Origin of the sequence: Methylobacterium gregans (assembly GCF_022179245.1) — a bacterium.
Lineage (GTDB): Bacteria > Pseudomonadota > Alphaproteobacteria > Rhizobiales > Beijerinckiaceae > Methylobacterium > Methylobacterium gregans.
In genome coordinates this window covers 19,858-32,545 of record NZ_BPQM01000082.1, presented here as the reverse complement: position 1 = coordinate 32,545, position 12,688 = coordinate 19,858, and the positions used below count along the sequence as shown (strand labels likewise).

The 12,688-nt window shown below is 70.5% G+C and carries 13 protein-coding genes; 10 read left to right on the top strand and 3 right to left on the bottom strand.

All coding sequences use genetic code 11. The features are described from left to right. The coding region (locus MFF54_RS16785) for a helix-turn-helix domain-containing protein (RefSeq protein WP_238303986.1) at positions 1-144 on the bottom strand (144 nt) is incomplete at its 3' end. A gap of 323 nt (positions 145-467) precedes the next feature. On the opposite strand from MFF54_RS16785, the gene hmuQ reads away from it, so the two are divergent. Beyond that, positions 468-806 (top strand): heme-degrading protein HmuQ, encoded by a 339-nt coding sequence (hmuQ, locus tag MFF54_RS16780; RefSeq protein ID WP_238303984.1) that lies wholly within the window; start codon positions 468-470, stop codon positions 804-806. Between the two features lie 22 nt (positions 807-828). Here hmuQ and MFF54_RS16775 read toward each other — a convergent pair whose 3' ends face one another. Next, positions 829-2,082 (bottom strand): MFS transporter, encoded by a 1,254-nt coding sequence (locus MFF54_RS16775; RefSeq protein ID WP_238303983.1) that lies wholly within the window; start codon positions 2,080-2,082, stop codon positions 829-831. A gap of 282 nt (positions 2,083-2,364) precedes the next feature. Here MFF54_RS16775 and MFF54_RS16770 point away from each other — a divergent pair, with 282 nt between their 5' ends. The 4 genes from MFF54_RS16770 (at position 2,365) to MFF54_RS16755 (ending at position 7,663) form a co-directional block, all read left to right on the top strand. Continuing rightward, positions 2,365-3,867 (top strand): undecaprenyl-phosphate glucose phosphotransferase, encoded by a 1,503-nt coding sequence (locus tag MFF54_RS16770; RefSeq protein WP_238303985.1) that lies wholly within the window; start codon positions 2,365-2,367, stop codon positions 3,865-3,867. 200 nt (positions 3,868-4,067) lie between these two features. After that, on the top strand, positions 4,068-6,815 hold the full coding sequence (gene topA / locus MFF54_RS16765) for a type I DNA topoisomerase (RefSeq protein WP_238303982.1): 2,748 nt from the start codon (positions 4,068-4,070) through the stop codon (positions 6,813-6,815). A gap of 113 nt (positions 6,816-6,928) precedes the next feature. Then, positions 6,929-7,273, top strand: coding sequence for a hypothetical protein (locus MFF54_RS16760; protein WP_238303981.1), 345 nt, complete (start codon positions 6,929-6,931; stop codon positions 7,271-7,273). Positions 7,274-7,384: 111 nt separating this feature from the next. Further along, positions 7,385-7,663: a DUF1488 family protein gene (locus MFF54_RS16755; RefSeq protein ID WP_238303980.1), complete on the top strand. Its 279-nt coding sequence runs from the start codon at positions 7,385-7,387 to the stop codon at positions 7,661-7,663. Positions 7,664-7,725: 62 nt separating this feature from the next. On the opposite strand, the gene MFF54_RS16750 is transcribed toward MFF54_RS16755, so the two are convergent. After that, positions 7,726-8,670 carry a calcium-binding protein gene (locus tag MFF54_RS16750; RefSeq protein ID WP_238303979.1) on the bottom strand — a complete coding sequence of 315 codons (945 nt, stop codon included), beginning with the start codon at positions 8,668-8,670 and terminating at the stop codon, positions 7,726-7,728. 968 nt (positions 8,671-9,638) lie between these two features. Here MFF54_RS16750 and MFF54_RS16745 point away from each other — a divergent pair. From MFF54_RS16745 to MFF54_RS16725, 5 genes are all read left to right on the top strand, one after another. Beyond that, the gene (locus tag MFF54_RS16745; RefSeq protein ID WP_238303978.1) at positions 9,639-10,079 is read left to right on the top strand and encodes a translation initiation factor 2; all 441 of its coding nucleotides are present in this window, start codon (positions 9,639-9,641) and stop codon (positions 10,077-10,079) included. A 382-nt stretch (positions 10,080-10,461) separates the two neighbouring features. Then, entirely contained in the window at positions 10,462-10,605 is a 144-nt protein-coding gene (locus tag MFF54_RS16740; protein ID WP_238303977.1) for a hypothetical protein, read from the top strand. Between the two features lie 11 nt (positions 10,606-10,616). After that, positions 10,617-10,706, top strand: coding sequence for a K(+)-transporting ATPase subunit F (locus tag MFF54_RS16735; protein ID WP_238303976.1), 90 nt, complete (start codon positions 10,617-10,619; stop codon positions 10,704-10,706). A gap of 22 nt (positions 10,707-10,728) precedes the next feature. Beyond that, positions 10,729-12,444, top strand: coding sequence for a potassium-transporting ATPase subunit KdpA (gene kdpA, locus MFF54_RS16730; protein ID WP_238303975.1), 1,716 nt, complete (start codon positions 10,729-10,731; stop codon positions 12,442-12,444). Between the two features lies 1 nt (position 12,445). Next, positions 12,446-12,661 (top strand): hypothetical protein, encoded by a 216-nt coding sequence (locus MFF54_RS16725; RefSeq protein ID WP_238303974.1) that lies wholly within the window; start codon positions 12,446-12,448, stop codon positions 12,659-12,661. Positions 12,662-12,688: the final 27 nt, after the last annotated feature.

Below are 12,688 nucleotides of genomic sequence, written 5' to 3'. Positions count from 1 at the left end.
GCCCTTCTCGTATTTCTGCACCTGCTGGAAGGTGACGCCCACGGCGTTGCCGAGCGCGGTCTGGCTGAGGCCGCGCGCTTTCCGCAGCGCGGTGATGCGAATGCCGACGAGGCGGTCCACGTCGGTCGTTTGCTTCGGCATCATCGGACCTAAACCACCCTCTATCCACGTCGGGACCAGCGCCGGTCCGGCGCCGCCCGAGGCCTCAACACCCGTCCGGGCGCCGGGTTCTCCGCGTCACCATCCGGGATTCGCGGAAAACGTCACCCGTTGGACGCGCGCCGTGCGAGTTTTCAGCCTGCGGCACGACAGCACATCCCGTTCATATGCTCAAGTTGCGCAAAATGTCCATGACCGCCGTGCAACGCAAGGCAGATCTCCTGGGCGCGAAATGCTGAGTCGGCGGTTGACTCCCGGTCACTCGGGCCCGAACCCTCGCGCCATCGCGCACCAGAACGGAGATGCGGATGTTTATCGCCATGAACCGCTTCAAAGTGGTCAAGGATTCGACGGCGGAGTTCGAGCAGGTGTGGCTGGGGCGCGACAGCCACCTCGGCGAGATGGCGGGCTTCGTGGAGTTCCACCTGCTGCGCGGTCCGGAGGCGGAGGACCACGTCCTCTATGCCTCGCACACGATCTGGCGCTCGCGGGCCGACTTCGAGGCGTGGACGCGCTCGGAGCAGTTCCGCAAGGCGCATGGCCGCGCGCCTTCCACCAAGCCGCTCTATCTCGGCCACCCGCAATTCGAAGGGTTCGAGACGATCCAGACCGTCGCCCGCTCCACCGAGGCCGGCGAGGCCGCCTGAGGCGCCCGATCCGCCCGGCCGCTCAGGCGGCCGGGCGCAGCCGCGGCAGGAAGACCGCGAGCAGGCCGATCATCGGCAGGTAGGCGCAGAGGCCGTAGACGCATTCGATGCTGGTCCGGTCCGCGACCTCGCCGAGCACCGCCGCCCCGAGGCCCCCCATGCCGAAGGCGAAGCCGAAGAAGAGGCCGCCCACGAGCCCGATCCGGCCGGGCAGAAGCTCCTGTGCGTAGACGAGGATCGCGGGCATCGCCGAGGCCAGGATCAGGCCGATCGGCACGGTGAGCGCCACCGTCCAGCCGAGGCCCACATGCGGGAGCGCCAGCGCGAAGGGCAGCACGCCCAGGATCGAGCCCCAGATCACCGGCTTGCGGCCGATCCGGTCGCCGATCGGGCCGCCGAGGATCGTGCCCGCCGCGACCGATCCGAGGAACACGAACAGGTAGAGCTGCGACTGCACCACCGAGACGCCGAAGCGGTGGATCAGGTAGAACGTGTAGTAGGACGAGAAGCTCGCCATGTAGAAGTACTTCGAGAAGATCAGCGCGAGCAGGACCGCGATGCTGGTCCCCACGCGCAGGCGGGTCAGGCCGTTGCCCTGGCCCGCCGCGGCCCGCGGCCGCGCCGCGGCGACCCGCAGGCGCGTCCGGTACCAGCGCCCGACCGCTGCGAGCACCGCGATGCCGCCGAGCGCCGCGAGCGTGAACCACGCGACGCTCGTCTGCCCGCGCGGCACGACGAGTGCGGCCGCGAGCAGCGGCCCCAGCGCCGTGCCCGCATTGCCGCCCACCTGGAACATCGACTGGGCGAGGCCGTAGCGTCCGCCGGCCGCCATCCGGGCGACCCGCGAGGCCTCCGGATGGAACACCGCCGAGCCGAGGCCGATGAGTCCGGCGGCCAGGAGCAGCGCCGGATAGGCCGGGGCGGCGGCGAGCGCGATCAGGCCGACCAGCGACATCCCCATGCCGCCCGCGAGCGAGAAGGGCAGCGGCCGGCGGTCGGTATAGAGCCCGACCAGCGGCTGCAGGATCGAGGCGGTGACCTGGAATACGAAGGTGATCAGGCCGATCTGCCCGAAATCCAGCGCGAAGCGGACCTTGAGCAGCGGGTAGATCGCGGGCAGCAGCGACTGCACGAGGTCGTTGAGCAGGTGCGACAGGCTGAGACCCGCAAGGATCGCCAGCGCCGGTCCGGAGCCCCCCGCGACGGACGGGCCGGACTTCGCCGACCCCTCTTCTGCGGGCAGCGTGCCCGCAACCTCGATTCCCGGTCCGCTCATCGATGCATCCGTCCGGGCACGCGCCCCGGGGCCGCGCGGTCGCCGGAGGGTTGCGCGGTCCGCGGACCTGATCCCTAGCGCAGGCTGAGGGCGGTCGGCAGTGCCCCCGGTGACGGAGTGGCCTGCGTGACGCGCCGGTGACAGCCGCTATGGGCCAGTAAGGGCTGGCACGGGTCGCCGGGGCCCGAGCTTTGCGGAAATCGGCCTTGCGACGTCGCGGACACGTGAACCTGTCCCGCTTCAGGACATTTCTCCGACCAGAACGGATCGATGGCCCACCAGATGTTTCAAGACCGGCCTCCTCGGATCTACCGTGCCCTCGCGGAGCCGGGCGTGCGCCGGACCGTCTGGGCGGCGCTGCTGCCGCGGCGGCGGCGGGCGCTCGCTCGCCTCGGTGTGCCGCTCGCGGCGGCCTCGGTCGACCTCGCGGTGATCGTTTGTACGACGCTGCTTCTCGAATACGCCTACGCCTACACGATGGAGGCCGGCCTGCCGGCCTCCTCCCACCTGCGGGCGTGGCGCCTCGCGGGTCTGCTCGCCCTCGTGGTCCTCTGCGCCAACACCCTGCGGGGCAGCTACATGATCGAGAGCCTGCTCGACCGCAGGCCCCATCTCCAGCGAATCGCCTCGTTGTGGCTCGCCGCCTGGGGCGCCGTGCTGGTGGTGAGCTTCGTCACCAAGACGACGACCGACTTCTCGCGCGCCGTGGCGGCCGGGACTTTCGTGCTCGGTCTGCCGGCGCTGATGGCCGGCCGCGCCCTCACGGCCCGCGTGGTGCGCCGCCTCGCCCTGCCCGGCTCGTCCTCGGTCGCCCGCGTCCATCTCGTCGGCTACGAGGAGGACATCGCGCGCTTCTATGCCGGTAACCAGGCGGACGCGCTGGGCCTCAGGGTGGTCGGCACGAGCTATCTGCGTGCGCCCACCCCGGGCGCGGACCCCGCCGCGCGGCAGGCCCAGATGGACGAGGATCTCGATCTGGCCGTCTCGGTGGTGCGCTTCCTGCGGCCCGACGACGTTTTCATCCTGGTCCCCTGGGCCTCGACCGCCGAGGTCGAGCGCTGCATCGATGCCTTCCTGCGGGTGCCCGCCGCGCTGCACCTGCGCCCCGGCACCGTGCTCGACCGCTTCCCCGACATGCAGGTCTCGCGCGTCGGGCGCCTCTCCGGGATCAACATCGGCCGGCGCCCGCTGAACCTCGCCGAAGTCGCGCTGAAGCGCGCCTTCGACCTCGCCGCGACCCTCGTGGCGCTTGCGCTGCTCGCCCCCCTCCTCGGGGCGGTCGCGCTCGCGATCAAGCTCGACAGTCCCGGCCCAGTCTTCTTCCGGCAGAAGCGGTACGGCTTCAACCAGCAGCCGTTCTGGGTCTTCAAGTTCCGCAGCATGCGGGCGGAGGCCGACGCACCCTTCCGGCAGGCGACCCGCAGCGACGCCCGCGTCACCCGGGTCGGCGCCTTCCTGCGCCGCACGAATCTCGACGAGCTGCCCCAACTCCTCAACGTCCTGAAGGGCGAGATGTCGCTGGTCGGCCCGCGCCCGCACGCGCTGGCGCACGACCGCAGCTTCGAGCGACGCATCGCTCTCTACGCCCGCCGCCACAACGTGCGCCCCGGCATCACCGGCTGGGCCCAGGTCAACGGCCTGCGCGGCGAAACCCTGACCGATGCCGACATGCAGGCCCGGGTCGCGCACGACCTGCACTACATCGACAATTGGTCGCTCTGGTTCGACCTGCAGATCATCGTCCGCACGGTGCTCTCGCCCCGCGCCTACGACAACGCGTTCTGAGCGCTCCGAGGGCCGAGGCGGACCGCCTCCGGGCCGGACGCCCGGATCGGGCGGCGTCCTGGGCTTGCGGCCGGGGGATTTGACAACGCGGCCCCCGTGAACCACTTCTCCCGCCGCGAGGCCCCCTCCGCCCAGGGGCCGGCCATCCGCACAATCTGTCCGACCCGTCGCGGTGGCTCCGTCGAGAGGCTGATCCGTCCATGAAAGTCGTCGTCGTCGAGTCGCCGGCCAAAGCCAAGACGATCAACAAATATCTCGGCCGCGACTACGAGGTGCTGGCCTCCTTCGGCCATATCCGCGACCTGCCGGCCAAGGACGGCTCGGTCGATCCGGAGGCCGACTTCCAGATGGTCTGGGAGCTGGAGGACCGCGGCTCGAAGCGCGTCTCGGAGATCGCAAAGGCGGTCAAGGGCGCCGAGAAGCTGATCCTGGCGACCGACCCGGACCGCGAGGGCGAGGCGATCTCCTGGCACGTCCTGGAGGCGCTGACCGCCCGCAAGGCGCTCAAAGGCATCCCGGTCGAGCGCGTCACCTTCAACGCGATCACGAAGGATTCGGTCGAGCAGGCGATGCGCAAGCCCCGCGCGATCGACCAGGCGCTCGTCGACGCCTATCTGGCGCGCCGCGCGCTCGACTACCTCGTGGGCTTCAACCTCTCGCCGGTGCTCTGGCGCAAGCTTCCGGGCGCGCGCTCGGCGGGGCGCGTTCAGTCGGTGGCGCTCCGCCTCGTCACAGAACGCGAGGTCGAGATCGAGACGTTCAAACCGCGGGAGTACTGGTCGCTCGTGGCGACGCTCGCCACCGAGACCGGCGGCGTCTTCGACGCGCGGCTCGTCGGTGCCGACGGCCGGCGCATCCAGCGCCTCGACGTCGGCACGGGCGCGGAGGCCGAGGCCTTCCGGCGCGACCTCGAACTCGCGACCTTCCGGGTCGGTACCGTCGAGGCCAAGCCCGCCAAGCGCCACCCGCAGCCGCCCTTCACCACCTCGACCCTCCAGCAGGAGGCCTCACGCAAGCTCGGCATGGCGCCGGCCCAGACCATGCGGGTCGCCCAGCGGCTCTACGAGGGCGTGGATATCGGCGGCGAGACGGTCGGCATCATCACCTACATGCGGACCGACGGCGTCGACATGGCACCGGAGGCCATCCAAGACGCGCGCGCCGTGATCGGGCGCGAGTTCGGCGACGCCTACGTGCCGGGGGCGCCCCGCAAGTACACGGTCAAGGCCAAGAACGCGCAGGAGGCCCACGAGGCCGTGCGGCCGACCGACATGGGCCTGCTCCCGAAGCAGATCGCCCGCCACCTCGAACCCGAGCAGGCCAAGCTCTACGAGCTGATCTGGACCCGCACCGTGGCGAGCCAGATGGAATCGGCGGAGCTGGAGCGCACCACGGTCGAGGTCGAGGCGAGCGTCGGCCCGCGCAAGCTCGACCTGCGCGCCACCGGCCAAGTGGTGAAGTTCGACGGCTTCCTCACCCTCTACCAGGAGGGCAAGGACGACGAGGAGGACGAGGAGTCGCGGCGCCTGCCCATGATGCGGGCCGGCGACGGCCTCACACGCGAGCGCATCACCTCCACCCAGCACTTCACCGAGCCGCCGCCGCGCTACTCGGAGGCGAGCCTCGTCAAGCGCATGGAGGAGCTCGGCATCGGCCGGCCCTCGACCTACGCCGCCGTGCTGCAGACGCTGCGCGACCGCGAGTACGTGCGCATCGAGAAGAAGCGCCTCGTGCCCGAGGACAAGGGCCGGCTCGTCACCGGCTTCCTGGAGAGCTTCTTCAAGCGCTACGTCGAGTACGACTTCACCGCGGACCTCGAAGGCCAGCTCGACCGCGTCTCGAACGCCGAGATCGACTGGCGCGCGGTGCTGCGCGACTTCTGGCGCGATTTCTCGGCCGCGATCGGCAACACGAAGGAGCTGCGCGTCACCGACGTGCTGGAGGCGCTGAACGGCCTGCTCGGCGCCCACATCTTCCCCGAGAAGGCGGACGGCTCGAACCCGCGCGCCTGCCCGACCTGCGGCTCGGGCCAGCTCTCGCTGAAGCTCGGCAAGTTCGGGGCCTTCGTCGGCTGCTCGAACTACCCCGAGTGCAAGTACACCCGCCAGCTCTCGGCGTCGGGCATCGACGGCGAGGGCGACGGCTCCTCGGCCGAGGGCGGACAGCCGGGCGTGCGGGTGCTGGGCGACGACCCGGCCACCGGCCTCCCCGTGACGCTCCGTGACGGCCGCTTCGGGCCCTTCGTGCAACTCGGCGAGGCGTCCACGGAGAAGGGCGCCGAGAAGCCGAAGCGCTCCTCGCTGCCGAAGGGATTGGCGCCCTCGGCGGTCGATCTGGAGAAGGCGCTCAGGCTGCTGGCGCTGCCCCGCGAGGTGGCGCGCCACCCCGAGACCGGCGAGCCGATCCTGGCCAATCTCGGCCGCTTCGGTCCCTACGTGCAGCACGGCAAGACCTACGCGAACCTCGGCAAGGACGACGACGTGCTGGAGATCGGGGCGAACCGCGCCATCGACCTCATCGTCGCCAAGGAGCAGGGCGGCGGGCGCGGGCGCCCGGCCGCCGATCCCGGCCGGCCGCTCGGCAAGGATGAGGCGAGCGGGCGCGAACTGGTGGTCAAGGCCGGCAAGTACGGCCCCTACGTGACCGACGGCGAGGTCAACGCCACGCTCCCGAAGACGACGAACGCCGAGGCGTTGACGCTCGAAGAGGGCATCGCCCTCGTCAAGGCGCGGCGCGAGGCGGGCGGCGGCAAGGCCGCGGGCCGCGGCGGGCGCAAGGCGGCGGCCAAGCCCGCCCGGAAGAGCGCGGCCAAGGCGGCGGACGGGGAAGCCGCGGTCAAGCCGGCCGCGAAGGCTGGCGCCAAGGCGGCCGGGAAAGGTGCCGCCAAGACCGCTGCCAAGACTGCTGCCAAGGCTCCTGCCAAAGCGGCGGGGACGCGTTCGGCCTGACGCGGCGCACCGGGGGCGGCCGTGGGCTTGCCTGAGGCGCCGCCGCACGCACGGCGGCGAACCCTTTCGGGTCCGGCGGCGTTTCGCATCCGACCGGATCGGAGGGGTGTCGCTTGATCAAGAGGTTCTGTCTCGCCCTGGCTGTCGCGGGCGGGCTCATGGCCGCTGCGCCGGCTGCGTCGGCCCTGACGCTCCCGACGGCCGCAGGCCTCGTTGGGGCCACCGACAGCACCGTCGTCGAGGTGCGCTGGCGGCGGCACTGGCGGCGCCATCATCGCCACCGCTGGCACCGGCACCACCATCGCCGCTGGCACCACCATCGGCGGCACCGTCACGCCCTGCGCCATCACCGGCCGCTGCGCTTCAACGTCGGACAGGTCCATGCCCGGAGGGCCCAACCCTGGCGCGATCCGGTGCGCCCTGTCGCGGGCGGCCGCCTGACGCCGCGACTGGACTGAGCGCCCGGCGCGCCACCCGTGGCGCGACGACTCTCGCCGCGGGCCGCGGCCCCGCTACCTCCTGGGGACCATCCGCCAACGAGGCGGATGCACCATCCAGGGAGAAGCCTGATGCCGCTCGAGAGATACACGCACGGCGCGCCGCACCATGACGCGGCCACCGAGGGCGCGATCCGCTTTCCGATGACGAACGGGCAGCGCGTGATCGGCTGCGAGATCGACGCGGAGGTGCTCAGGCAGCAGTTCGGCGACGACGGGGACGACCCCCTCGACGTGTTCCTGCGGCACCGGGCGGCGATCGAGGCCGCCGCGAGCCGGGCCTACGATCGCGGCACCTTCCCGAACGACCTGATGGAGCTGACCGCGAACGACTTCGCGTCCGGCGCCTGAGGCCGCGCCGTGCGCGCTGCGGGAAGCCCGGCCGCAGGCCGGACTTCCCGCGCGTCGGCGCCTCACGCGGTGAAGAAGCTCGCGTCGATGCTGGCCGCGGTGACGCCCGTGAGCTCCACCGTTCCGCCACCCGACAGCGTCAGCAGCGCGTCGCCCGCCTGGGTACTGCCCACCTGATAGGTCTGGCCGCCGAGATCGATGCGGTCGCCCGCGGTCAGGCTGAAGCCCACGATCAGGTCGGCGGCCCCGTCGTCGGCCGCGAAGGCGTAGGTGTCCGCACCGAGGCCGCCCACCAGGGTGTCGCTGCCGAGATTGCCCGCCAAGGCATCATCCCCCTGGCCGCCGTAGAGCAGGTCGTCGTCCTGGCCGCCGTAGAGGCTGTCGGCGTCCTGGTTGCCGTAGATGATGTCGGCGCCCTGGTTGCCGTAGAGGACATCCGTGCCGGCGGCTCCGATCACCGTGTCGTCGCCGAGATTGCCGTGGGCGACGTCGTTGCCCACGTCGCCGAACACGACGTCGTCGTCCTGGCCGCCGTAGAGCGTGTCGTTGCCGAGGTCGCCGTCCACGAGGTCGTTGCCCGCGTTCCCGTAGACCACGTCGTCGTCCTCGCCGCCCGACACGAAGTCGTCGCCGACACCGCCGAAGACGATGTCGTTGTTCTGTTCGCCGACGAAGAAGTCGTTGCCCGCGCCGCCGTAGATCGTGTCGGCGCCCGGGTTGCCGGCCGCGTAATCGTCCCCGTCGTTGCCGTAGATGACGTCGTCACCGGCCTCGCCGATCAGCTGGTCGTTGCCGTCCTCGCCGCGGATGAGGTCGTTGCCGGGGCCGCCCGCAATGAAATCGAGCTCGCCGCCTCCGGAGATCGTGTCGTTGCCGTCCTGTCCGTCGATGCGATCGAAGCTGTCTCCGCCGGTGAGAAGATCGTCCCCCGGCAGGCCGAGGATGATGTTCGGCTCGGCCGAGCCTGTGAGGGTGTCCGCGAGATCCGTTCCGATCAGATTGGCCATGTGCGCGTCCTCCTGCAGGGAGCGACGTGTCCCTTGCAACGGGAGAACCTGCTTTATTGCTCACAGTTCTGCTTGAGGGCGCGGCGGATAAAAGCGAAGTTCTTTGACATTCTTTATTGTATTCTCGAATTAGGCTGGCCGCGCGCGGAGGGTCTGTCTCCGAGGATGCAGCGATAAGCTGTTGTTTTCAGGGTTGGTTTTTCCGCCGGTCCGGCGCCGCATCGCCCGGAGCCGAAAAGCGGCGTCGCGGGAAATAGTGAGGTAATCCGGGATTCTCGCCAGGCCGGGCATGGATAAGGACGCATCGGTCGCAGTTCGCGACCGGTTCGGATGAGGACTGCGACCTCGCAGGACCACGCCTAGATCAGGTCCAGGGCATCGTCGTCGCCTGCGAAGGCCCCTGTTACAGATCGCGCGAGCGACAGGGTTGCCGCGCAACAGCATCGGGCTTCCACCTCGCTGTGGTCGGCCGCGTTCGACGCTCATCGCCGCATTTGGGTTCTCGAGCGCATCAGAAACCTTGCATTCGTTCGAGTAAGATCGGTCATCCATGGAGACGGATCGAGATTAGCAACAATTTCGTGCATCGTGCTGTGGCGGAGGACTTTGTAAAAACATTTGAATGTTGTTTTTGCATCACATTTGGTGACGCGCGCCGCTGTCGCCGGCTGGACGTCGGAATACATTCCGCGATAGAGAGGCTGGGAGCGGAACTTCAGGACCCGATTCTTCGCCTCTCGCGGAACCGTTCCCGCGAAAGCTGTCTCTCCGGGGTCATGGCCGCTCCCGGAGGCGCGCCGTGCGCCTTCGTCCCGGCCGCGATCCGCCGGGCGGTGGGGCCTGTCCGCGGGCCGAGCGAGATTCGGGCCGGCATGTCGGCGGCGCGCGACCGGGCGCTGGAGGGACCTTCGCGTTGCGCGATGATCCGGCGGATCGGGCGCGGCGCGGGACGATCGTTGGGGGAAGGTATGCGGATTCAGGTCATTGCCGCGGCGCTCGTCGCCGTGAACCTCGGCGCGTGCGGGAGCATCACGCGCGGGACCACCGAGAAGATGGCGTTCCTGAGCGAGCCCGCGGGCGCGCAGATGACGACCACCAAGGGCTATGCCTGCCCGGCCACCCCCTGCTCTCTGGAGGTCGACCGGTCGGACGAGTTCGACGTCACCTTCGTCAAGCCGGGCTACCGGCCTCAGGTGATCCCGGTCCGGACCAAGGTCGCGGGCAGCGGCGCGGCGGGCTTTGCCGGAAACATCCTGGTCGGCGGCGTGATCGGGATGGGCGTCGATGCGGCGACGGGCGCGGCCCTCGACCATACCCCAAATCCGGTGAACGCGATCCTGGTGCCCGACCAGCCCGCGACCGCGCCGGCTCGGTCCCGCCGACCCCGGCCCGGCGCCGCCGGGTTCTGATGCAGCCCTGGACCTGACCCGGACGCGGAAACGCGCGTCTCGCGGTTCGATGCCAGCTGTCGCAGGGCGTCGAAGGCGGGGCTTCGGGCGCTGCGCCGCGCCGCAGAGGTCGTGGCGCACAACGCGCGCGTCATCGATGCCCCCCGTGGGCAGGGCCGACCGCGTCCGCGCCCTGATGATCCCGGGCCCGGGCTCGGGGTCGGCCTTCTGTCGCGCTCCTGGCCGCGCCAGCGGCCGGTCCCGCGCCGCGCACGGCACGGCGGCCATGGCGGCCTCCGACCGGCTGCGCGAACCGGGAGAGCGGCCGATCCTGATGCGATCCTTATACGATCGCCGGCCTCTCCCGCTCGAACCCTAACGCGGTTCCCGTCCACAATCCGGAATGGCCGAGGTCGGCCGCGCGCCGCCCGCAGCCGAGCGGCCGAACGGATACGGACATCCCATGCTCGACATCGTTTTCCTTGCGGGCGGCCTCGCCGTCTTCGCGCTCGCCGCGGGCTACGCCGCGCTCTGCGAGCGCCTCTGAGGCAGCCCGCCATGACCCTCGATCTCATCCTCGGCGCGCTCGTGACCGCCGGTCTCCTCGTCTACCTCACCGTCGCCCTCGTCCGCCCCGAGCGGTTCTGAGCGAGCACCAGGACCTTATCCCATGACACTCAACGGCTGGATGCAGATCGCGCTGTACTGCGCGATCGTGCTGGCGTTCGTGCGGCCGCTCGGGGCCTACATGGCCCGCGTCTTCAACGGCGAGCGCACCTTTCTCTCGCCCGTGCTCGCCCCCGTCGAGCGCGGGCTCTACCGCGTCTCCGGCATCGACTCGGCCCAGGAGCAGACCTGGCTCGGCTACGCGGGCGCGATGATCGTCTTCAACGTCGCCGGCTTCGTGCTGCTCTACGCGGTCCTGCGCCTGCAGGCGGTGCTGCCGCTGAACCCGACCGACCAGGCGGCGGTGGCACCGGACCTCGCCTTCAACACCGCGACGAGCTTCGTGACCAACACGAACTGGCAGTCCTACGGCGGCGAGACCACGCTCTCGTACCTCTCCCAGATGCTCGGACTGACGCACCAGAACTTCGTCTCGGCCGCCTCGGGCATGGCGGTGGCGGTGGCGCTGATCCGCGGGTTCGCCCGCGCCTCGACGCGGACGCTCGGCTCGTTCTGGGTCGATATGACCCGTGCCACCCTCTACGTGCTGCTGCCGCTCTGCATGGTCTTCGCGCTGGTCCTGGTCTCGCAGGGCATGCCGCAGACGCTGTCCGCCTCCGTCGAGGCCACGACGCTGGAGGGCGCGCGGCAGACCATCGCGGTCGGCCCGGTGGCGAGCCAAGTCGCGATCAAGATGCTGGGCACCAACGGCGGCGGCTTCTTCAACGCCAACGCCGCCCACCCCTTCGAGAACCCGACCGCGCTCTCGAACCTCCTGCAGATGGTCGCGATCTTCGCGATCGGCGCCGCGCTCACCAACGTCTTCGGCCGCATGGTCGGGGACGAGCGGCAGGGCTGGGCGATCCTGGCCGCCATGGGCGTGCTTTTCCTCGCGGGCGTCGCCGTCACCTACTGGGCCGAGGCCGAGGCCCACGGCGTCCTGGCGAATCTCGGCCTCTCCGGCGGCAACATGGAGGGCAAGGAGGTCCGGTTCGGGATTCCCGCCTCGGCGCTCTTCGCGGTGATCACCACCGCCGCCTCGTGCGGCGCGGTCAACGCCATGCACGATTCCTTCACCGCGCTCGGCGGCCTCGTGCCGCTCCTCAACATGCAACTCGGCGAGGTGATCATCGGCGGCGTCGGCGCCGGCCTCTACGGCATGCTGGTCTTCGTCGTGGTGGCGATCTTCGTGGCCGGCCTGATGGTCGGGCGCACGCCGGAATATCTCGGCAAGAAGATCGAGGCGCGCGAGGTGAAGATGGCCATGCTCGGCATCCTCTGCCTGCCGCTGATGATGCTGGGTTTCACGGCCCTCGCGACCGTGGTGCCCGCCGGGCTGGCCGGTCCCGCCAACGCCGGCCCGCACGGCTTCTCGGAGATCCTCTACGCCTACACCTCGGCGGCGGCCAATAACGGCTCGGCCTTCGGCGGACTGACGGCCAACACCCTGTTCTACAACACCACGCTCGCCATCGGCATGCTGGTGGGCCGCTTCTTCGTGAAGATCCCGGTGCTCGCGATCGCGGGGTCGCTCGCGGCCAAGAAGAGGCTGCCGGCCTCGGCGGGCACGTTCCCGACTCATGGAGGCCTGTTCGTCGGCCTGCTCGTCGGCGTGGTGCTGATCATCGGCGGCCTGACCTTCTTCCCCTCGCTCGCGCTTGGCCCCGTGGTCGAGCACCTCGCCGGAGCGGCGGGCCAGACCTTCGCGACGGGGGGCTAGGATGCCGCGCGCTCTGCCCAACCGGCGCGGGCCGCGCCACCACCTGCTGCTGCACCGGCCCGCCCGCCATCACGCCCATGGTCATCGCGCGCACGGTGCCGAGGCCAAGCCGCTGCGCACCTCGGACCTCGTGCTGGCGCTCCTCGGCGTGGCGCTCCTCGGCGGCTTCGCCCTGCTGGCAGCCGTCGCCCTGACCGCGGGCGCTCCCGCCCCCTGAGGCCGAGGCCCGACCCGCCGAGCCTTC